The following is a 20,708-nucleotide window of genomic DNA, read 5'->3' on the forward strand; positions in this document are numbered from 1 at the left end:
GCCGGCTCGCCGTGCGCACCGCCCGGGCCGCGGCCCGCAGCGCCCGACCCCCCGCCGGCTGGGACCGGCCCGTCGGGGAGGCGGTGGTCGGCGGGCGACGGCTGGTGGTGCGCCTGCCCGAGCTCGCCGACGGCCCCGCGTGGCGCGCCGCCCGGCTGCGCTCCCGGGAGGCGCTGCAGCCGTGGTGGCCGGTCGAGGGGGACTGGGCGGCGGCGCAGAGCATGGCCCACTGGGCCGAGGAGGTCGCCCTGCTGCGCGGCGCGGCCCGGCGCGGCCAGGCGCTGCCCGGGATCGTCGAGGTCGACGGCCGCGTCGTCGGGCAGGTCGGGGTGGACGCCGTGGACCTCGGGACCGGCACCGGGGAGGTCTCGGTGTGGCTGGACCCGACCTCCCGGGGCGGGACGGTGCTGCCCGTCGCCGGCCTGCTGCTGGCGCTGGCCGCGTTCGGCGACCGGCTGGGCCTCGACCGGCTCGTCGCCCCCGTCGCGGTGGGCAACCGGGCCGCCGCCGCGGCCGCCCGCTCGTTCGGGTTCCACGACGAGGGCGTGCTCACCGCCCACCGGGCGACGTCCGCGGGGTGGACCGACCACCACCTGTACGTGCTGGCGAACCACCCGGACACCGTCGAGTCCCTGCGGGCGCGGCTCGCCGCCCTGACCGACCCAGGCCCCGCCTAGCTGCGGGGCGTCACCCGCAGCAGCTCGTCGTCCGTGCCGTTGTCGGTGGTGACCCACAGCGCCCCGTCCGGGCCCTGCACCACGGCGCGCAGCCGGCCGTGGGTGCCGTCCAGCGCGGGCGGCACCACCACGCCGGTCAGCGCCCCCGCGGCGTCGAGCTGCATGCCGAGCACCTTCGCGCCCTTGAGCGCGGCCACCACCATCGCCCCGTCGAGCGACCCCCACTGCGGCCCGGTGAGGAACGTCGCGCCCGAGATGGCTTCGGTGGGGTCGCCCGAGCTCCACACCGCGGGCACCGCGTCGGGGAAGCGGGTGGTGTCGGTCATGGGGACGGACTCGTCGTAGGTGCGCACCGTCCCGCCCTGGCTGGGGTCCCAGCCGTAGTTGCCGCCGGCCCGGTCGAGGTTGACCTCGTCGTCGACGTCGGGGCCGTGCTCGGCGGTGAACACCTGGTCGGTGCCCGGCCGGGTCACGATGCCCTGCAGGTTGCGGTGGCCGTAGCTCCACACGTAGGGCGACTGCGGGAAGGGCGCGCCGGGCAGCGGCGCCCCCGTCCGCAGGTCCGCCCGCAGCGTCTTGCCGCCCAGGTTCTGCAGGTCCTGCGGGGCGGCCGGGTCGGCGGTGTCCCCGGTGGAGATCATCAGCTGGCCCGTCGGGTCCAGGCCCAGGCGGCAGCCGGAGTGGCGCCCGGTCGGGTTGAGCGGCAGGCCCGTGAGGAGCGGGCGGGGGTCGGCGGTGGCGGACGCGCCGTCGGGCGAGAGGGTCCAGGTCTTGACGCGGATGTCCACCGGCGCGCCGTTCTCGGTGTGCGACTGGCAGGTGGAGAACTGCCGCGTGCTCGCGAAGTCGGGGTGCACGAGCAGGCCCATCAGGCCGCTCTCGCCCTGGGCGAAGACGTCGCCGAGGTCCATCGCCACCGGTGTGGCGGTCCCGCCGCGGACCAGCTGCACCCGGCCGGGGCGCTCGGGCACCAGCACCGCCCCGTCCAGCCCGGCGCCGTCGGGCAGGAAGCCGACGTCCCAGGGGTGCTCGAGCCCGCCCACCACGGTGTCGACCTGCAGCTCGGGCACTCCCGGCGCGGGGTCACCGCTCGGCACGCCGCTGACGGTGCTGCCGGCGGCCGTGTCCGGCCCGGTCGAGCTGCAGGCGGTCCCGAGGGCCAGCACCACCCCGAGGGCGGCGAGGGCGGCGGGGCGGGGGCGGGGTCGTCTCGTCATCACCCTCCAGTGTGCCGCGCCCGTCGCGCGGCGGCCCGGTGCGCGGGGACCGGCCCCCTCGTGACCCTGCTCGCGCGGCGGCGCGGCTGTCGGGGCCCGGACCTAGGATGGGTCCCGGAGCCGCCCCGATCCCGGGTCGCGGCCTCTTCCGCGTGTCCTGCTGCCGTCTGGAGCCCCTTGCTCGTGCCTGTCGACCCGTCCTCCTCGCCCCTGGCCGGCCTGCTCGCGGTCGCCCGGCTGGACCCCGCGCTCACCGCCGTCGCCGAGCGGGTCGGCACGAGCCCCGCCCTGCGGCTCGAGGGCCCGCCCGCCGTCCGCCCGTTCGTCGTCGGCGCCGTCGCCGGGCGCGCCCCCGTGCTGGTCGTCACCGCCACCGGCCGGGAGGCCGAGGAGCTGGGCCGCTCGGTGGGCGAGCTCGTCGGGACCGACGACGTCGCAGTGTTCCCGTCCTGGGAGACGCTGCCCCACGAGCGGCTCTCCCCGCGGGCCGACACCGTGGGCCGCCGCGTGCAGCTGCTGCGCCGCCTCGCCCACCCCGAGGAGTCCGGGGCGCCCCGGGTCGTCGTCACCGCCGTGCGCAGCCTGGTCCAGCCGATGACGCCGGGCCTGGGCGAGGTCGTCCCGCTGCGGCTGCGCGTCGGGTCCGAGCAGGACTTCGACGCGCTCGTGGAGCGCCTCGTCGAGATGGCGTACAGCCGGGAGGACATGGTCGGCAAGCGCGGGGAGTTCGCCGTGCGCGGCGGCATCCTCGACGTCTTCCCGCCGACCGCCGACCACCCCGTCCGCGTGGAGTTCTGGGGCGACGAGGTGACCGAGCTGCGCGCGTTCTCCGTCGCCGACCAGCGCTCGCTGGACGGTGTCGAGGTCACCGAGCTCGAGGCGCCGCCGTGCCGGGAGATGCTGCTCACCGCCGACGTCCGGGAGCGGGCCGCGGCGCTGGCCGCGGAGCACCCGGAGGACGCGGCGCTGGTCGAGATGCTCGACAAGATGTCCGGCGGGGTGCCGGTGGAGGGCATGGAGGCGTTGCTGCCTGCGCTGGTCCCGGGCCGGCTGCAGCTGCTCACCGACGTGCTGGCCGAGGACACCCTCGTGCTGCTGGCCGACCCGGAGAAGATCCGCACCCGCGCGCACGACCTGGAGCGCACCGGGCAGGAGTTCCTCGAGGCGTCGTGGACCGCGGCGTCCGTCGGCGGGGCCGCCCCGCTCGACCCGAGGGGCATGAACCTGGGCGCCTCGGCCTACCGCGAGCTCGACGAGGTCGTCGCCGGGGCCCGCGAGGCCGGTCACCCGGTGTGGTCGCTGACCCCGCTGGTCTCGGGCGAGGTCGCCGAGGACGTGCTCACCGTCGAGGTCACGGCCGTGCCGGGGGCGCGGGGGGCGGAGCCGCAGGTGGCGGCCACGTTCGCCTCGCTGCGCGCGCACTGCGCCGGGGGCGGGTCCGCGGCCGTCGTCGTCGCCGGCCGGGGCACCGCGGACCGGGTGCTCGAGCGGCTCGGGGAGGCCGAGGTCCCGGCGCTGCTCGCCGAGCCCGGCGCCACCCCGGCGCCCGGGCGGGTCACCGTGCTGCTGGGCTGCCTCGACGACGGGGTGGTGCTGCCCGGCGCGCAGCTCGTCGTCGTCACCGAGCACGACCTCACCGGCACCCGGGTCGCGGCCGCCGGCGCCGGGAAGAACCTGCCGGCCAAGCGCCGCAACCAGGTCGACCCGCTGGCGCTCAAGGCCGGCGACATGGTCGTGCACGACCAGCACGGCATCGGCCGCTTCGTCGAGATGGTCGAGCGCACGGTGCGCACCGGCGACGTCACCGCGCGCCGGGAGTACCTCGTCATCGAGTACGCGGCCAGCAAGCGCGGCCAGCCCGCCGACCGGCTGTTCGTCCCCATGGACGCCCTCGACCAGCTCTCCCGCTACGTCGGCGGCGAGCTGCCCGCGCTGAGCAAGCTGGGCGGCTCGGACTGGGCGTCGACGAAGCGCAAGGCGCGCAAGGCCGTCCGCGAGATCGCCGCCGAGCTGGTGCAGCTCTACGCCGCGCGGCAGGCCGCGCCCGGGCACGCCTTCGCCCCCGACACCCCGTGGCAGCGGGAGATGGAGGACGCGTTCCCCTTCACCGAGACCGTCGACCAGATGACGGCCATCGACGAGGTCAAGGCCGACATGGAGAAGCCCGTCCCCATGGACCGGGTGGTGTGCGGCGACGTGGGCTACGGCAAGACCGAGATCGCGGTGCGGGCGGCGTTCAAGGCGGTGCAGGACGGCACCCAGGTCGCGGTGCTCGCCCCGACCACGCTGCTGAGCCAGCAGCACCTGCAGACGTTCACCGACCGGATGTCGTCGTTCCCGGTGACCGTGCGCGGGCTGTCGCGCTTCACCGACCCGAAGGTGGCCCGCGAGGTCCTCGCCGGGCTGGAGGACGGCACCGTCGACGTCGTCGTCGGCACCCACCGGCTGCTGCAGACCGGGGTGCGCTGGAAGAACCTGGGCCTGGTGGTGGTCGACGAGGAGCAGCGCTTCGGCGTCGAGCACAAGGAGCACATCAAGGCGATGCGCACCCACGTCGACGTGCTGACCATGTCGGCCACGCCGATCCCGCGGACCCTGGAGATGAGCCTGGCCGGCATCAGGGAGATGTCGACCATCCTCACCCCGCCGGAGGAGCGCCACCCGATCCTGACCTACGTCGGGGCCTACGCCGACAAGCAGGTGGCCGCGGCGCTGCGCCGCGAGCTGCTGCGCGACGGGCAGGTGTTCTACGTCCACAACCGGGTCTCGAGCATCGACAAGGCCGCGGCCCGGCTGCGCGAGCTGGTCCCCGAGGCGCGGGTGGCCGTCGCCCACGGCCAGATGAACGAGGACCTGCTCGAGAAGACGGTGCAGGGCTTCTGGGAGCGGGAGTTCGACGTCCTGGTGTGCACCACCATCATCGAGACGGGCCTGGACATCTCCAACGCCAACACCCTCGTCGTGGAGCGGGCCGACGCGCTCGGGCTCTCCCAGCTCCACCAGCTGCGCGGCCGGGTCGGTCGCTCCCGGGAGCGGGGCTACGCCTACTTCCTGTACCCGCCGGAGAAGCCGCTCACCGAGACGGCCTACGACCGGCTGACCACGATCGCGCAGAACTCCGACCTCGGGGCCGGCATGGCCGTGGCCATGAAGGACCTCGAGATCCGCGGGGCGGGCAACGTGCTCGGCGCCGAGCAGTCCGGCCACGTCGCCGGCGTCGGGTTCGACCTCTACGTGCGCCTGGTCGGCGAGGCCGTCGAGGCCTACCGGGCGGCGGCCGACGGCACCGCGATCCCCGAGTCCGAGGAGCCGAAGGAGGTGCGGGTCGACCTGCCCGTCGACGCGCACGTCCCGCCGGACTACGTCACCTCCGACCGGCTGCGGCTCGAGGCCTACCGCAAGCTGGCCGCGGCCACGGACGAGGCCGGGCTGCGCGCCGTGCTCGACGAGCTCGTCGACCGCTACGGCGAGCCGCCCGAGCCGGTGAGCAACCTGTTCGCCGTGGCCCGGCTGCGGCTGTTGCTGCGCGCCCACGGGGTGACCGAGGCCGTCGTCGCGGGCAGCCAGCTCAAGCTGACCCCGCTGGACCTGGCCGACTCCCAGCAGATCCGGCTCAAGCGGCTGCACCCGGCGGCGACGTGGAAGCCGACCAGCCGCACGGTGGCGCTGCCGCTGCCCCGCGGCGGGTCCGGCGGCGTCGGGGCCGAGCGGGTGCGCGGCGTCGAGCTGCTGCAGCTGGTGGCCGACCTCGTCGTGGGCCTGGCCGGGGGCGCGGCGGGCCGGGTCGACGTGTCCGGCGTGCCGGTGCTCGCCGGGGCCTGAGCCGGGCTGTGCGAGGCTGGACGGCGTGAGACGCGGGACACAGCTCAGGGGTGCGGGCCTGCTGGTGGCGGCGGCGACGGCCGCCGTGGTGCTGGCCGGGTGCGGCGAGGCGCCGCCCGGCACGGCGGCCGAGGTCGGCGACGCCCGCATCGACGTCTCGACCCTGCAGTCCCAGGTCGACGCCGTGCTGGCCTACCGCAGCTCGGCGGGGCTGTCCGACGTCCGCGACCAGCTGCCCGCGGTCACCCAGCAGGTGCTCTCCGCCGACGTGGTGCACGAGCTGACCGCCGACGCCGCCGCCCGCGCCGGGGTCACGGCCGACACCACGGCGGTCGACGCCCAACTCGCCCAGGTCACCCCGGCCACGCTGGCGCAGCCGTCGCTGACCTTCCTCACCCCGGACACCCTGCGCAGCGTGGTGACCGACCAGGTCGTCATCAGCCAGCTCGGCGAGGCCGCCTGGGACGGGCTCGCGGTCGAGGTCGACATCACCGTGGCCGCGGACGAGGCCACCGCCCGGGAGAAGGCGCAGCGCATGGCCTCCGGGGCGCAGGCCTCGGCCGCCGTCGTCGCCGAGGACACCGCCGCGGGGCTGCCCGCGCAGGCCGGGCTCGCGCTCAGCCCCGCCACCGCCCCGGGCCTGGCCGGCTACCCGGTGTTCACCGCGGCCGAGGGCAGCGCGGTCGCGTTCCAGTACAAGCAGCAGTGGCAGGTCGCCCGCATCGACTCCCGGCGCACCGACGCGACGCCCAGCACGGCGGGCAGCGCCACCTCGGCCGCCCAGGCCGGTCCCGCGGCGACCTACTCGCTGGGGCTGACCCTGCTGCCGCAGCTCGCGGGGGACCCGACCGTCGTCGTCAGCCCCCGCTACGGGGTGTGGGACCCCACCGGGGGCCAGGTCGTCGACGCCGGGGCGGAGCCGTCGGCCGTCGTGGTCCCGCCCGCCCGCGCGTGAGGACGGTCCAGCTAGACCCGCACCACCCGGACCTGCTGCCCGCCTCGCTGGTGCCGCTGCTCGGGGTGGCCCGGGCCGAGGACGGGGTGCACCCAGCGGTGGCCGCGCTGTGCACCGGCGGGCCCGACGCCGAGGTGGTGGTGGCCGTCGGCACGGGCCGGCCGCTGGACGACGCCGTCGCGGTGATGGACCGGCTGCGCTCGCCCGGCGGGTGCCCGTGGGACGCCGCGCAGACGCACGCCACGCTGCGGCGCTACCTGGTCGAGGAGACCTACGAGCTGCTCGACGCGCTCGACGCCGGGGACCGCGACGCCGTCCTCGAGGAGCTGGGGGACGTGCTGCTGCAGGTGCTGTTCCACGCCCGGGTGGCCGCCGAGGGGACGTTCGGGGAGCCGTTCGACGTCGACGACGTCGCGGCCGGGCTGGTGGTGAAGCTGGTGGGCCGGCACCCGCACGTGTTCGGCGGCGGGGAGCACGTGGCCGACGCGGCCGCGCAGGAGCTGCGGTGGGACGAGCTCAAGGCCGTCGAGAAGCAGCGCACCTCGGCCGTGGACGGGGTGGCGCTGGCCCAGCCCGCCCTCGCGCTGGCGGCCAAGCTGGGCTCGCGCGCGGTGCGGGCCGGGGTGCCCGAGGCCCTGCTGCCGCCGGGGGTGGCCGGGGTCGACGGCGACGCCGAGGACGCGCTGCGCCGGGCTGCGCTCGCCTTCGCCGCGGACGTCCGTGCGGCTGAGCTCTCCGCCCGCGCCGCCGGCCTCGACCCCGCCGCCCTCACGGCCGCCGACTGGCACACCCACTGGCCCCGCTGACCCCTCGCAACCGCGCCGGGCGCACTTTCCGGTGCCCGCGGCCGTCCCGGACCGCGCTCGGCGCACTCCGGTGCCCGCGGCCGTCCTGGACCGCGCCCGGCGCACTTTCCGGTGCCCGCGGCCGTCCTGGACGGCGCCGGGCGCACTTTCCGGTGCCTATGACGAGTCCCTCAGGCCGCCAGCAGCCGTCGTCGCCGCGCCAGGGCCGCCGCAACCAGGTCGACGACGTCCGACGGTCGCCGCAGCATGCTTGCCGTCACGGACACGACCTCCCAGCCCGATCGCTGCAGCCGGTTGAGCCGGTCCCGGTCGCGGGTGAGGGCGAAGCGGTCGGAGTGCCACGCCCCGTCGTACTCGACCGCGAGGCGTTCCCGCTCGAAGCCGAGGTCGACCCGCGCCACGAACCCGGCATGGTCGTGCACCACGAGCTGGGGCTCGCCGACGATGCCCGCCAGGGCCAGCACCACCCGCACCACCGACTCCGGCGGCGACTCGGCCCGGGCGTCCGCGAGCTCGAGCACCCGGCGGGCCTGGACCACCCCGTTCTCGTGCGACAGCCGCAGCGCGGCGCCCAGGTTGGTGTCCCGGACGACGCCTGCACGCAGCAGCTGGTCGAGGTCGGCGACGGCCTCGGCGAGCGGGCGCACCGAGATGACGTCGAACGCCGTCCGCAGTGGTGTCGCCACCCGCACCCTGCCGACCCACTCGTGGTCGTCGCGCCGGATCAGCCCGCGCCGGACGGCCAGCCCGGGACGACGGTTCACCCGGTGCCCGGGCAGTGACCGCACCTCGACGGGGTCGGCGGGCCGTGCCAGGGGCACACCCCGCAGGACTGCCGCCGACCGACCGGTGATGACGAGGCCGTCCGGCGAGAGCAGCGCGGCCGCCCGGCACCGGAGCTCGTGCGTCTCGGGGACGCCCCTCGGGGAGTAGACGCCGGTGTAGAGGCGCCGGACGATCGGTCCGCGCAGCTGCTGGGCGGTCAGGGCGCCGGCACTGACGGCATCGCGGCCGAGGAACACCTCGGGGAGCTCGGGTCGTCGTCTGTCCACCCGAGCAGCATCGCCCGCCCGAGGACGCGGTCGGGCCGTCGGAACGCAGTTGTCCACAGGCTGGGGACAACCGCGTGCCGTGTGCGGTCACCGGAAAGTGCGCCCGACGCGGCAACGCTGAGTCTTGTCACGACGGGAAGTGCGCCCGCTGCGGCACGAGGCAGCCCGGAGCACCGCAGAGTGCGCCCGACGCAGCCATGCGGTGCGTGGGACACCGGAAAGTGCGCCCGGTGCCGAAACGCGGGGGGCGCGGCGGGGCGCGGGGTCAGGTGAGGAGGGTCGAGCCCCAGGACTCGCCGGGGCGCAGGCCGGGCGGGCAGGCGAAGAGGGCCGACCCGGTGTGCTGCAGGTACTCCGCCATCGCGTCGGACCGGGAGAGCCGGGCCTGCACGGGGACGTACTGCACGGCCGGGTCGCGGACGAAGGCGAGGAAGAACAGCCCGGCGTCGAGGTGGCCGAGCCCGTCGGTGCCGTCGGTGAAGGTGTAGCCGCGGCGCAGCATCTGCGCGCCCCCGTTGGCCTGCGGAGAAGCCAGCCGCACGTGCGCGTCCTCCGGGATCAGCGGCCCGGACGACGTCATCGTGCCCAGCGGCAGCGCCGCGTGCTCCTCGGTGCCGCCCAGCGGGGCCCCGGACCCCTTGTGCCGCCCCACGACCTGCTCCTGCTCGTGCAGCGAGGCACGGTCCCAGGGCTCGATGAGCATGCGGATGCGCCGGGCCACCAGGTAGCTGCCGCCGGCCAGCCAGCCCGCGGCCGGGTCGTCGTCGGCCCCGACCCACACGTGCTCGTCGAGCAGCGCGGGGTCCTCGGCGACGAGGTTGGCGGTGCCGTCCTTGAACCCGAACATGTTGCGCGGCGTGCGTTGCGCGGTCGACGTCGACGAGGTGCGGCCGAACCCCAGCTGGGACCAGCGCACCGCCACCACCCCGACACCCATCCGGGCCAGGTTGCGGATCGCGTGCACGGCCACCTGCGGGTCGTCCGCGCACGCCTGCACCGCGAGGTCGCCGCCGCAGCGCGCCGGGTCGAGCGCGTCGCGGGAGAAGCGCGGCAGGTCGACCAGCGCGGCGGGGGCCCGGTCGGCGATGCCGAAGCGGTCCACCCCCTCGGCGGTGCGGAACAGGCTGGGCCCGAACCCGATCGTCAGGGTCAGCGAGGCCGCACCGAGGTCGAGGGCCTCCCCGGTGTCGGTCGGCGGGCGGTGCTCCCCGGCCCCGGTCGCCCCGTCCGGCTCGGCCTCGGCGCCGCGGGTCATCCGCTCGGCCGCCTCGGTCCAGCGGGCCAGCAGGTCGACGAGCTCGGCCCGGTCGGAGGTGACGACGTCGAAGGCCACGAAGTGCAGACGGTCCTGCACCGGGGTGGCGATGCCGGCCTGGTGCGCGCCGCGGAACGCGACGGTGGTGGCCGCGGCGGGGACGACGGACGGCTCGCTCGCGCGGCCCGCGACGACCCCGGCACCGGCCACGGCGGCGCCCGCCCCGGCGAGGCCGAGGAAGCCGCGCCGTGACAGCGCGGGGCTCACGGCCCGGTCACCACGCCGGCCACCTGGCTCACCTCGGCCGCGACGGCGTCGACCTGGTCGGAGAGCTCGCGGCGCTGGGGCTCGGTCACGGTCGTGTAGTCGACGAAGCCGTCGCCCTGGCGGTGGGTGGCCAGCGTGGCATCGAGCGCGTCGAAGCGGCCGTCGACGGCGGCGAGCAGGGTGGGGTCGCGGTCGGTGAGCACCGGGGCCAGCGCGGCGACGGCCGCGCGGGACCCGTCCACGTTGGCCTGGAAGTCGTGGAGGTCCGTGTGGGAGTAGACGTCCTCCTCGCCGGTGACCTTGCTGGCGGCGATCTCGTCGAGCAGCCCCTGGGCGCCGTTGGCCAGCTGCACCGGGGTCAGCGCGTAGTCCGGCGAGGTGACCTCGGCGACGAGCGAGGCGACGTCGGCCTGCAGGCCGTCGGCGATCGCGGTCGAGTCGGGTGCCAGCCCGTCGACCCACAGGTCCTTCTCCAGGCGGTGGAACCCGGTGAACGCCTGGCCGTCCTCGAGGTCGACCTCGCGGACGTCGATGCGGGGGTCGAGGTCGCCGAAGCTCTCGGCCACGGGCTCGATGCGCTCGTAGTAGGTGCGGGCAACCGGGTAGAGGGCCTTGGCCCCGGCCACGTCCCCGGCGCGGACCGCGTCGGTGAAGGCGGCGGTCTGCTGGGTCAGCGCCTCGGTCTGGCTGACCACGTAGCGCCGGTAGCCGGCGGTGGCGTCGGCGAGCCGGGAGTCGGTGTCGCCCCGCTCCACCGCGTCACCGGTGACGACGAAGTCGCTGCGCAGGCCGTCGCCGACCATGCCGGGCTTGCACACGGTCTCGTAGGTGGCGGCCTCGGGCAGCTCGACGATGAGGTCACGGGTGATGCCGGGGCCGATGTTCTCCAGCTCGCCCATCACGCGGTCGGCGTCGGCGTAGACGTAGAACTCGGTCACCTTGCTGCCGGTGTTGGTGATGCTGAACGTCGAGGCGCCGGTGGTGGCCTCGCCGCGCGAGACGGTGCACGCGGTGTCCGACGCGGTGACGGTGATGGTGTCCCCGCCCGCGTCGGCCGGGGCCTTGGCGGTGCAGGCGACGAGCACGAGCGGCGCGGCGGCGGCGAGCAGGAGGGCGTGGCGGGTGGTGGTCACGAGGAGGTCCCAGCGGTGGTCGGGGTGGGGGAGGGGGTGGCCGCACGGCGGGCCGGGCGCAGGAACAGGCCCAGCACCACGACGACGTAGCCGGCCCAGGCGGCCACCTCGAGCACGGTCATGGCGGGGCGGAGGTTGAGGATCCCGCCGACGAGGACCGCGTACCAGGCGCCCGGGTCGATCGTCGCGCTGAGGTCGAAGGCCAGGGTGGACCCGCCCGACAGCAGCCCGGCCTCCTGCAGGTCGTGCACGCCGTAGGCCAGGATCCCGGCGGCGACGAGCACCAGCAGCACGCCGGTGACGCGGAAGAAGCGGGCCAGGTCGAGGGTCACCGCGCCGAGGTACATCGCGACGGTCAGCCCGACCGCGACCAGGACGCCGAGCAGCAGCCCGACGAGCGGGGTGGCGGTGCTGCCGGTGTTCTCGACGTTGCTCAGCAGCAGCAGGGCCGTCTCGGCGCCCTCCCGCGCGACGGCGAGGAAGGCCAGGCCGACCACGGCGAGCGGGCCGACGTCGAGCGCCGCGGTCATCCCCGAGCGCAGCGTGCCGGAGATGGTCCGGGCCGCGCGGCGCATCCACAGCACCATGCCGGTGACGATGACGGCGGCGACGACCGAGGCGGTCCCGCCGATCGTCTCCTGCGCGGTGAAGGACAACGTCGAGGTGCCGTGGTGGACCACGGTGAAGACGGCCGCGATGAGCAGCAGCGCGGCGCCGACCCCCGTCCAGACCCACCGCAGCGCGTCGCGCCGGTCGGACCTGACGAGGAACGCGACCAGGATCATCACGACGATGCCGGTCTCGAGCCCCTCGCGCAGGCCGATCAGGCCGTTGGTCACGAGCACGGTGCCCACGGGTTGCACGGCGCCTCCTGCCTCGTTGGTTCAGGGCAGGCTGCCCTAACCAAGGGGAACCTAACACGGTGTCGGGTGGTCGGGACCCGCCTCGGGAGGCCACCGTCGTGGACGATGGGTCGGGTGCCCCGCCCGTCCCGCGCCGCCCCGCTCCTGCTCGGCCTCGCCGCCGTGCTGCTCGCCGGCTGCGCCCCGGGGCCGTCGACCTCGGGCGCCGTGGTGCGCCCGCTCAGCTCGGCCCCGCCCTCGCCCGGGGTGGCCGTGCCCGCCGTCGACCCGGCGCTGTCCCCGGACCTGCTCGACGGCTGGGCGGCCACCACGGCGGCCAGCACCGGCATCTCGGCGACCGCGCTGCGCGCCTACGGGTACGCGGCCGGGGCCCAGGCCGTGCAGGACCCGGGCTGCGGGATCACCTGGCCCACCCTGGCCGGCATCGGCTACGTGGAGAGCAGGCACGGCACCTACGGCGGGGCCACCCTCGACGCGGCGGGCAACGCGCTGCCCTCCATCCGCGGGGTCCCGCTGGACGGCACGGCGGGCAACGCCGCCATCGCCGACACCGACGGCGGGGCGATCGACGGCGACCCGGAGCAGGACCGGGCGGTGGGGCCGATGCAGTTCATCCCCGAGACGTGGGCGCGCTGGGGGGTCGACGCGGACGGCGACGGGGTGGCCGACGTCGACAACATCACCGACGCGGCCACCACCGCGGCCCGCTACCTGTGCGCGGGCGACGGCTCGATGGCCACCGCCGCCGGGTGGACCACCGCGCTGGGCCGGTACAACGCCTCGCGTGCCTACGCCCAGGACGTGCTCACCGCCGCCGACGCGTACGCGGACCGCAGCACCGGGTGACCCCGTGTGTCGGGGGCTCGGCGCGGCCGCTGCTGCCGATAGGGTCGCGGTCGGCTGCACCCCCCGCGCACGCCGCCGTCGACACCGAGGAGAGACCACCGTGGCCGCAATCGAGCAGGTCGGAGCGCGCGAGATCCTCGACTCCCGCGGCAACCCCACGGTGGAGGTCGAGGTCGCGCTGGACGACGGGACCCTGGCCCGCGCGGCGGTGCCGTCGGGCGCCTCGACCGGCGTGCACGAGGCGGTGGAGCTGCGCGACGGCGGCAGCCGCTACGGCGGCAAGGGCGTGCGCAAGGCCGTGCAGGGCGTCCTCGACGAGATCGGCCCCGAGCTGGTCGGCATCGAGGCCGTCGAGCAGCGCCTCGTCGACGCCAAGCTCGTCGAGCTCGACGGCACCCCGGACAAGTCGCGGCTGGGGGCCAACGCGCTGCTCGGCGTCTCGCTCGCCGTGGCCCGCGCCGCGGCCGACTCCTCCGAGCTCGAGCTGTTCCGCTACGTCGGCGGGCCGAACGCGCACGTGCTGCCGGTGCCGATGATGAACATCATCAACGGTGGGGCGCACGCGGACTCGGGCGTGGACGTGCAGGAGTTCATGATCGCCCCCGTCGGCGCGGCCAGCTTCACCGAGGCGCTGCGCTGGGGCGCCGAGGTCTACCACGCGCTCAAGGCCGAGCTGAAGAAGCGTGGCCTCTCGACCGGTCTCGGCGACGAGGGCGGCTTCGCCCCCGACGTCGCCGGCACCTCGGTCGCGCTGGAGATCATCACCACCGCCATCGAGACGGCCGGCTTCACCCCGGGCGACGACGTCGCGCTGGCCCTCGACGTGGCGGCCACCGAGTTCCACTCCGAGTCCGGCTACGCCTTCGAGGGCAGCAGCCGGACGGCGGAGCAGATGGCCGAGTTCTACGGCAAGCTCGTCGGCGAGCACCCGCTGGTGTCCATCGAGGACCCGCTCAGCGAGGACGACTGGGACGGCTGGGTCGCGCTGACCGAGCAGGTGGGGGACCGCGTCCAGATCGTCGGCGACGACCTCTTCGTCACCAACCCCGAGCGGCTGCGCACCGGCATCGAGAAGGGTGCCGCGAACGCCCTGCTGGTCAAGGTGAACCAGATCGGCACGCTCACCGAGACCCTCGACGCGGTCAGCCTGGCGACGGAGAACGGCTACCGCAGCATGATGAGCCACCGCTCCGGCGAGACCGAGGACACCACCATCGCCGACCTCGCCGTGGCCACCAACTGCGGGCAGATCAAGACCGGTGCCCCGGCCCGCAGCGAGCGCGTGGCGAAGTACAACCAGCTGCTGCGCATCGAGGAGGCCCTCGGCGACGCGGCGCGCTACGCCGGCACCGCCGCCTTCCCGCGCCGGGGCGCGAGCGCCTGAGGTGGCGGCGGCGAGCAGGCCCGGCGGCCGGGGCCGGACGACCCGGGCGGCGGTGGGCGGCACCGGGTCCCGGGGCGGCGCGTCCCGCACGGGCACGTCCCGGACCGCCCCCGCGCGCAGCACGCCGTCCCGCAGCACACCGTCCCGCAGCACACCGTCCCGCAGCACCCGCGCGAGCAGCCCGGTGCGCGCCTCGTCGACCCCGCCCGACGGCCCGTCCCGGGGCACCTCGACCCGCCGGTTCGCGGTGCTGGCCGTCGTGGTGTGCGCCCTCGTGCTCACCCTCGCCGTGCCGCTGCGCACCTACGTCGCCCAGCGCCAGGAGCTGGCCGCGACCCTGGCCCGGCAGGACGCCTCGCGGGCGGAGGTCGCCGAGCTGACCCAGCGGCGCACCCAGCTGCAGGACCCGGCCTACGTCGAGGCGCAGGCCCGGGAGCGGCTGCGCTTCGTCAAGCCGGGGGACACCCCCTACCAGGTGCAGCTGCCCGACTCGGTCGAGGCCGCGACCGCGCCCGCCGCGGCCCCGCAGACCCGCACCGACCCGTGGTACTCCGAGCTGTGGGGCACCATCTCCGCCCCCGCCCCGTGACCGCGCCCGACCCGGCCGGACCCGGGACCGACGACCTCGAGACCGTCGCCGCGCAGCTCGGCCGACCGCCGCGCGGGGTGCTCGGCGTCGCGCACCGCTGCCCCTGCGGCAACCCGACCGTCGTGCGCACAGCGCCCCGGCTGCCCGACGGCACCCCGTTCCCGACGCTGTACTACCTCACCTGCCCCCGGCTGGCGTCCGCGCTCGGCCGGCTCGAGGGTGAGGGCGTGATGCGGGAGATGACCGAGCGCCTCGGCACCGACGCCGAGCTCGCCGCCGGGCACCGCCGCGCCCACGAGGCCTACCTCGCGGAGCGCGACGCCCTCGAGCCGCTGGGCACGCAGGTCACCGCCGGCGGCATGCCGGACCGCGTCAAGTGCCTGCACGTGCTGGCCGGGCACGCGCTCGCCGCCGGGCCCGGGGTCAACCCGCTCGGGGACGAGGCGCTCGCGCTCGTGGGTGACTGGTGGGACCGGGGACCCTGCGTGGTCCGGGAGCAGCCGTGAGGGTCGCCGCCGTCGACTGCGGCACCAACTCGGTCCGCCTGCTCGTCGCCGAGGTGGACGCGTCGGGACCGCTGCGCGACCTGCACCGCGAGATGCGGGTGGTCCGCCTCGGCCAGGGCGTCGACGCCACCGGGGAGCTCGCGCCCGAGGCGGTCGAGCGCACCCGGCTGGCCCTGGTCGACTACGCGGCCACGATCGCCGGGCTGGGCGCGGAGCGGGTCCGCATGGTGGCGACCTCGGCCAGCCGCGACGCCCGCAACCGCGACGACTTCGTCGCCGTCGTCCGCGAGACCCTCGGGGTCGACCCGGAGGTCATCACTGGCGACGAGGAGGCCCGGGCGTCGTTCGCCGGGGCCGTGGGGGACCTCGACGCGGCCGACGGGCCGTTCGTCGTGGTCGACCTCGGCGGCGGGTCGACCGAGGTCGTCACGGGCGGAGCCGACGGGGTCACCGGCGCGTTCTCCGCCGACGTCGGCTGCGTGCGGCTCACCGAGCGGTGCCTGCCCGACGACCCCCCGACGGCCGCGCAGGTCGCCACCGCCCGCGGGGTGGCCGAGGCCGAGCTGGGCCGCGCGCTGGCCGCCGTCGACGTCTCCGGGGCGCGAACCTGGGTCGGCGTCGCCGGCACGATGACCACCATCGCCGCGCTCGCCCTCGGCCTCGAGACCTACGACCCCGACCGCATCCACCTCGCCCGCGTGCCGCTGGACCGGGTGCTGGCGGTGTGCGACGAGCTGGTGGCGATGCCGCGTACGGCCCGGGCCGCGCTGGGCCCGATGCACCCGGGCCGGGTCGACGTCATCGGCGGCGGCGCCGTCGTCACGGCCGTGCTGTGCCGAGCGCTGGCCGAGCGGGCGGGGATCACCGACCTCGTCGTCAGCGAGCACGACATCCTCGACGGCATCGCGCTGGGCCTGCGGTAGGTGGGCGCCCCCCTCGGGCCCGCTCCCCGCTCGGTGCGCACGCTGGACGAGCTCGACGCCGCCGTCACCGAGTGCCGGCGCTGCCCGCGGCTGGTGCGGTGGCGGGAGGAGGTGGCCGCCACCCGGCGCGCCGCGTACCGCGACGAGACCTACTGGGGCCGGCCCGTCCCCGCGCTCGGCCCGGCCGACGCCCGCCTGCTCGTCGTCGGCCTCGCCCCCGCTGCGCACGGCGCGAACCGCACCGGGCGGATGTTCACCGGCGACCGCTCCGGGGACGTCCTGTTCGCCGCCCTGCACGCCGTCGGCCTCGCCTCGCAGCCCACCAGCACCCACCTCGGCGACGGCCTCGTGCTGCGCGGCACCCGGATCACCGCGCCCGTGCACTGCGCCCCACCGGAGAACAAGCCCACCACCACCGAGCGCGACACCTGCCGCCGCTGGCTGGTCCGCGAGCTGACCCTGCTCGCCCCGACGCTGCGCGCGGTCGTGGTGCTGGGGGGCTTCGGCTGGCAGGCGTTCCTGCCCACCGCGGCCGCCGCCGGGTGGACGGTGCCCGCACCGCGGCCCCGCTTCGGCCACGGGGCGCGCACCGAGCTGGCCTGGACGGGCCGGGGCGAGGGGGCGCCGCTGCAGGTCCTCGGCAGCTACCACGTCAGCCAGCAGAACACCTTCACCGGGCGGCTCACCCCGGCCATGCTGGAGGAGGTGCTCGGTGCGGCCGCGCGGGCGGCGGGACTGACCTAGCGTGGTCCACCCACGAGCCCTCGTGGCCCAATTGGCAGAGGCGGACGACTTAAAATCGTCGTGGTGTCGGTTCGAGTCCGACCGGGGGCACACCAGGCGTTCCCCGGTAGTGTCCGGTTTGCCTGGAGGGAACCAACGCCGGAACCCCAGCGTTGTGAGAGGTGAGCGGGTCCACCAGGTAGGACCCCGCGACGAGAAGGGAACGACCCCGTGCGCACCAGCAGCAACCCGGTGTTCCGCAACCTGACCCCGGCCGCGCCGCGGGGCGGGTCGGCACCGTACGGCCAGGCCCAGCCCTACGGCCAGGGCCCCGGCTACGGCCAGCAGGGTTACGGCCAGCCCCAGGGCCAGGGCTACACCGCCCCTGAGCCCTACACGACCTCGCGCAGCATGACGGTCGACGACGTCGTCACCAAGACGGCGATGACCCTGGGCGTCCTCGTCGTCGCCGCGGTCATCTCCTACGTGCTCGCCCGCAGCAACCCCGGCCTGGTCACCCCGCTGGCCCTCGGTGGCGCGCTCATCGGCTTCGGCCTGGTCATGCTGGCCACCTTCGCCAACAAGATGAACGCCCCGGTCGTGCTCGCGTACGCCGCGTTCGAGGGCCTGTTCGTCGGCGCCATCTCGTTCGTGTTCGCGAACTTCGCGTTCCCGGGCTCCGGCAACGCCCCCGGCTCGACGATCATCGTGCAGGCCGTGGTCGGCACCGTCGGCGTGTTCGCCGGGATGCTCGTGGTCTACAAGACCGGCGCCATCCGGGTCACCCCGAAGCTCACCCGCATGGTCATGGCCGGCCTCATCGGCGTGCTCGTCCTGGCGGTCGTGAACCTGGTGGCCTCGTTCTTCGTCGACGGCGGCCTGGGCCTGCGGGACGGTGGCCCGATCGCCATCCTGTTCAGCCTCGTCTGCATCGGCGTCGCGGCCTTCATGTTCCTGCTCGACTTCAACCAGGCGGACGAGCTCATCCGCCGCGGGGCGCCCGAGAAGGCCGCCTGGGGCGTCGCCCTCGGCCTGACCGTGACGCTGGTCTGGCTCTACGTCGAGATCCTGCGGCTGCTGAGCTACTTCAACCGCAACTGACGCACCGCGCACCACGAGGGCCCCGCAGCACCTGCTGCGGGGCCCTCGTCGTCGCCCGGGCCCCCGCTCTGCCCGCGCCGGCGCACCACCCGCTCGCCCACCCCGCCGAGCGCCGGTGTGTGGCGGCGGGGTGAGCCCCGTGAGCGCCACACACCGGCGCTCGGCCGAGGTGATCATGGGCGCGACGTCGCTCACCGGCACCGGGGAGCGACACCAACCCCATGATCACCGGGGCCGGGACGCACGACGGGCCCGCACCCCGGCAGGAGTGCGGGCCCATCGGGGCGGGGGATCAGCTCAGGCGCTCGAGCACCATGGCCATGCCCTGCCCGCCACCGACGCACATGGTCTCCAGGCCGTACTGCTTGTCGTGAGTGCTCAGGTTGTTCAGCAGCGTGGTGGTGATGCGCGCCCCGGTCATGCCGAACGGGTGGCCCACCGCGATCGCGCCGCCGGAGACGTTGAGCTTGTCCTCGTCGATGCCGAGCTCACGCGCGGACCCGATGACCTGCACCGCGAACGCCTCGTTGATCTCGACGAGGTCGATGTCGGACATCGACATTCCGGCGATGGCCAGGGCGCGACGGGACGCCTCGATCGGGCCGAGGCCCATGATCTCGGGCGAGAGCCCGGAGACCCCGGTCGAGACGACGCGGGCCAGCGGGGTCAGCCCCAGCTCCTCAGCCTTGGTGTCGCTCATGATGACCAGCGCGGCGGCGCCGTCGTTGAGCGGGCAGGCGTTGCCTGCGGTGATGACGCCGTCGGGCCGGAACACCGGCTTGAGCTGGCTGACCGCCTCGTAGGTGGTGCCCGCGCGGGGCCCGTCGTCCTTGCTGACCACGGTGCCGTCGGCCAGGGTCACCGGGGTGATCTCACGGTCGAAGAAGCCCTGCCCGATGGCCTCCTCGGCGCGGTTCTGGCTGCGCACCCCCCAGCGGTCCATCTCCTCGCGGCTGATGCCGGTGGCCTGGGCGACGTTCTCCGCGGTGTAGCCCATGGCGATGTAGGCGTCGGGGACGAGCCCGTCCTCACGCGGGTCGTGCCAGGTCGACCCGCCCTGCGCGGAGTCCACCGTGCGCTGCTCGGCGTCGGCGAAGAACGGGTTGTGGGTGTCGGGCCAGGAGTCCGAGGTGCCCCTGGCGAAGCTGGACACGCTCTCCACGCCCGCGGAGATGAAGACGTCGCCCTCGCCGGCCTTGATGGCGTGCAGCGCCATCCGGGTGGTCTGCAGCGACGACGAGCAGTAGCGGGTGATGGTGGTGCCGGGCAGCTGGTCGTAGCCGAGCTGCACCGCGACGATGCGGGCCAGGTTGTTGCCCTGCTCGCCGCCGGGCAGGCCGCAGCCGAGCATGAGGTCGTTGATGGTGTTCGGGTCGACCTCGGGGACCTTGGCCAGCGCGGCGGCGACCATCTGGGCGGCCAGGTCGTCGGGGCGGATGCTCGCGAGCGAGCCCTTCATCGCGCGACCGATGGGGGACCGAGCGGTGGCGACGATGACAGCCTCGGGCATGTTCAGCTCCTTCGTGGGCGGTGCGGTCAGCCCACAGTAGGTCCCGGCCCGCTGCCCCCGTCCCGCTGCCCCGGGCGTCAGGCGCGGGGCGTGCGGCGGGCGCGCCGTTCCGCGGCCTGCAGCAGCCCGGCGGCCGCGGTGCCGCCCTGGCGGGCCCGCTGCTGCAGGGTCCGGTTCAGCGCGGAGGTCAGCCGCACCGTGGGCCGGCGGGCCTCCGCGGTGCGGGAGCGCAGCGGGGCCACGGGCAGCGCCCCGCCGCCCCACACCCCCAGCTCGGCGCACAGCGCGGGCAGCAGCAGCGCCGCGGCCGCCTCGTACCCGGCCGCGGAGGGGTGGAAGCGGTCGGTGGAGAACAGCGCGTCGGGCCGGGTGAGGAACTCGGGGGAGAGCAGGTCGGCCACCGCCACCGCGTGCCCGCCCTGCTGCTCCACGGCGGTGCGCTGGGCCCGCGCCAGCTGCAGGCTCCACGTGCGGGCCACGCTGCGCAGCGGCTGCGGGATCGGTCGGATCGCCCCCAGGTCCGGGCAGGTGCCGACGACGACGACCGCGCCGGCCGCGCGCAGCCGGCCCACCGCGTCGGCCAGCCGCTGCGCCGACGCCGCGACGGACAGCTTCGCGGTGACGTCGTTGGCGCCGATGATGATGACGGCCGCGTCCGGCGCCTCCCCGGCCAGCGCCGCGTCCACCTGGGCGTCGAGCACCCGGCTGGTGGCCCCGACGACGGCGTGGGTGGTCAGCCGGACCCGGCGCTCGGTCTCCTCGGCCAGGCCGCGGGCCAGGATCACCCCGGGCAGCTCCTCGGCCTCGCCGCAGCCCAGCCCGGCGGCGGTGGAGTCGCCGAGCAGGACCAGGCTCAGCTCGGCCGTCGCGGCGGGGGACACCTCGACGGGGCCCGAGCCCGGGTCGTAGACGCCGTCGGCGCGGGGCGGCTGCGCGGCGGGCGGCCCGATGGTGGTGCGGGCCCGCTTGGCCTGCTCGAGCAGCAGCCCGTAGGTCGCCCCGGCGACCGTGCCCACCGAGCCCGCCCCGACGGCGGCGGCGACCGACCACTGACGTGCCCTGACCACGCACCCACCTCC

At 75.8% G+C, this 20,708-nt stretch carries 18 protein-coding genes and 1 tRNA gene; 12 read left to right on the forward strand and 7 right to left on the reverse strand.

Annotated features, from left to right (window positions below; genetic code table 11):
• Window positions 1–677, forward strand: a 677-nt coding sequence (locus tag ACYVOF_RS14425; RefSeq protein ID WP_460867608.1) for a GNAT family N-acetyltransferase, incomplete at its 5' end; no start/stop codon positions are given.
• On the opposite strand, the gene ACYVOF_RS14430 is transcribed toward ACYVOF_RS14425, so the two are convergent.
• Window positions 674–1,894, reverse strand: coding sequence for a PQQ-dependent sugar dehydrogenase (locus ACYVOF_RS14430; protein WP_460867610.1), 1,221 nt, complete (start codon window positions 1,892–1,894; stop codon window positions 674–676). The two genes, ACYVOF_RS14425 and ACYVOF_RS14430, sit on opposite strands and share 4 nt — an antisense overlap.
• 183 nt (window positions 1,895–2,077) lie before the next feature.
• Between ACYVOF_RS14430 and mfd the strand changes: the two genes are divergently transcribed.
• From mfd to ACYVOF_RS14445, 3 genes are read left to right on the forward strand one after another with little or no spacing between them, the layout of a single operon-like run.
• Window positions 2,078–5,716 carry a transcription-repair coupling factor gene (mfd, locus tag ACYVOF_RS14435; RefSeq protein WP_460867612.1) on the forward strand — a complete coding sequence of 1,213 codons (3,639 nt, stop codon included), beginning with the start codon at window positions 2,078–2,080 and terminating at the stop codon, window positions 5,714–5,716.
• Window positions 5,717–5,741: 25 nt separating this feature from the next.
• Window positions 5,742–6,671: a hypothetical protein gene (locus tag ACYVOF_RS14440; RefSeq protein ID WP_460867614.1), complete on the forward strand. Its 930-nt coding sequence runs from the start codon at window positions 5,742–5,744 to the stop codon at window positions 6,669–6,671.
• Window positions 6,668–7,477: a MazG nucleotide pyrophosphohydrolase domain-containing protein gene (locus ACYVOF_RS14445; protein WP_460867616.1), complete on the forward strand. Its 810-nt coding sequence runs from the start codon at window positions 6,668–6,670 to the stop codon at window positions 7,475–7,477. Before ACYVOF_RS14440 ends, ACYVOF_RS14445 begins: the two co-directional genes overlap by 4 nt.
• A 170-nt stretch (window positions 7,478–7,647) precedes the next feature.
• On the opposite strand, the gene ACYVOF_RS14450 is transcribed toward ACYVOF_RS14445, so the two are convergent.
• The 4 genes from ACYVOF_RS14450 to efeU all read right to left on the reverse strand — a co-directional run bounded on the left by ACYVOF_RS14450 (window position 7,648) and on the right by efeU (window position 12,047).
• Window positions 7,648–8,529 carry an endonuclease domain-containing protein gene (locus tag ACYVOF_RS14450; RefSeq protein WP_460867617.1) on the reverse strand — a complete coding sequence of 294 codons (882 nt, stop codon included), beginning with the start codon at window positions 8,527–8,529 and terminating at the stop codon, window positions 7,648–7,650.
• 265 nt (window positions 8,530–8,794) lie between these two features.
• Window positions 8,795–10,051, reverse strand: a complete 1,257-nt coding sequence (efeB, locus tag ACYVOF_RS14455) for an iron uptake transporter deferrochelatase/peroxidase subunit (protein ID WP_460867619.1) — start codon at window positions 10,049–10,051, stop codon at window positions 8,795–8,797.
• Window positions 10,048–11,184 (reverse strand): iron uptake system protein EfeO, encoded by a 1,137-nt coding sequence (gene efeO / locus ACYVOF_RS14460; protein WP_460867620.1) that lies wholly within the window; start codon window positions 11,182–11,184, stop codon window positions 10,048–10,050. The genes efeB and efeO overlap by 4 nt, the downstream gene beginning before the upstream one ends.
• The gene (efeU, locus tag ACYVOF_RS14465; protein ID WP_460867622.1) at window positions 11,181–12,047 is read right to left on the reverse strand and encodes an iron uptake transporter permease EfeU; all 867 of its coding nucleotides are present in this window, start codon (window positions 12,045–12,047) and stop codon (window positions 11,181–11,183) included. Before efeU ends, efeO begins: the two co-directional genes overlap by 4 nt.
• Before the next feature lie 105 nt (window positions 12,048–12,152).
• Here efeU and ACYVOF_RS14470 point away from each other — a divergent pair, with 105 nt between their 5' ends.
• From ACYVOF_RS14470 to ACYVOF_RS14505, 8 genes are all read left to right on the forward strand, one after another.
• Window positions 12,153–12,893, forward strand: a complete 741-nt coding sequence (locus ACYVOF_RS14470) for a lytic transglycosylase domain-containing protein (RefSeq protein ID WP_460867624.1) — start codon at window positions 12,153–12,155, stop codon at window positions 12,891–12,893.
• A 100-nt stretch (window positions 12,894–12,993) separates the two neighbouring features.
• Window positions 12,994–14,277, forward strand: a complete 1,284-nt coding sequence (gene eno, locus ACYVOF_RS14475) for a phosphopyruvate hydratase (RefSeq protein WP_460867626.1) — start codon at window positions 12,994–12,996, stop codon at window positions 14,275–14,277.
• Window positions 14,278–14,461: 184 nt separating this feature from the next.
• Window positions 14,462–14,866, forward strand: a complete 405-nt coding sequence (locus ACYVOF_RS14480; RefSeq protein WP_460867627.1) for an FtsB family cell division protein — start codon at window positions 14,462–14,464, stop codon at window positions 14,864–14,866.
• Window positions 14,863–15,372: a DUF501 domain-containing protein gene (locus ACYVOF_RS14485; protein ID WP_460867629.1), complete on the forward strand. Its 510-nt coding sequence runs from the start codon at window positions 14,863–14,865 to the stop codon at window positions 15,370–15,372. The genes ACYVOF_RS14480 and ACYVOF_RS14485 overlap by 4 nt, the downstream gene beginning before the upstream one ends.
• A complete protein-coding gene (locus ACYVOF_RS14490) occupies window positions 15,369–16,295 on the forward strand; it encodes a Ppx/GppA phosphatase family protein (RefSeq protein WP_460867631.1) in 927 nt (308 codons plus the stop codon). Before ACYVOF_RS14485 ends, ACYVOF_RS14490 begins: the two co-directional genes overlap by 4 nt.
• The gene (locus ACYVOF_RS14495) at window positions 16,296–17,039 is read left to right on the forward strand and encodes a uracil-DNA glycosylase (RefSeq protein ID WP_460867633.1); all 744 of its coding nucleotides are present in this window, start codon (window positions 16,296–16,298) and stop codon (window positions 17,037–17,039) included. It begins immediately after the preceding gene.
• Between the two features lie 16 nt (window positions 17,040–17,055).
• A tRNA-Leu gene (locus ACYVOF_RS14500) sits at window positions 17,056–17,129 on the forward strand.
• A 120-nt stretch (window positions 17,130–17,249) separates the two neighbouring features.
• A complete protein-coding gene (locus ACYVOF_RS14505) occupies window positions 17,250–18,119 on the forward strand; it encodes a Bax inhibitor-1/YccA family protein (RefSeq protein ID WP_460867634.1) in 870 nt (289 codons plus the stop codon).
• A 292-nt stretch (window positions 18,120–18,411) separates the two neighbouring features.
• On the opposite strand, the gene ACYVOF_RS14510 is transcribed toward ACYVOF_RS14505, so the two are convergent.
• On the reverse strand, window positions 18,412–19,629 hold the full coding sequence (locus ACYVOF_RS14510) for an acetyl-CoA C-acetyltransferase (RefSeq protein WP_460867636.1): 1,218 nt from the start codon (window positions 19,627–19,629) through the stop codon (window positions 18,412–18,414).
• Window positions 19,630–19,706: 77 nt separating this feature from the next.
• The gene (locus ACYVOF_RS14515) at window positions 19,707–20,696 is read right to left on the reverse strand and encodes an SGNH/GDSL hydrolase family protein (RefSeq protein ID WP_460867638.1); all 990 of its coding nucleotides are present in this window, start codon (window positions 20,694–20,696) and stop codon (window positions 19,707–19,709) included.
• Between the last annotated feature and the right edge of the window lie 12 nt (window positions 20,697–20,708).

Source organism: Rhodococcus aerolatus (assembly GCF_054783215.1).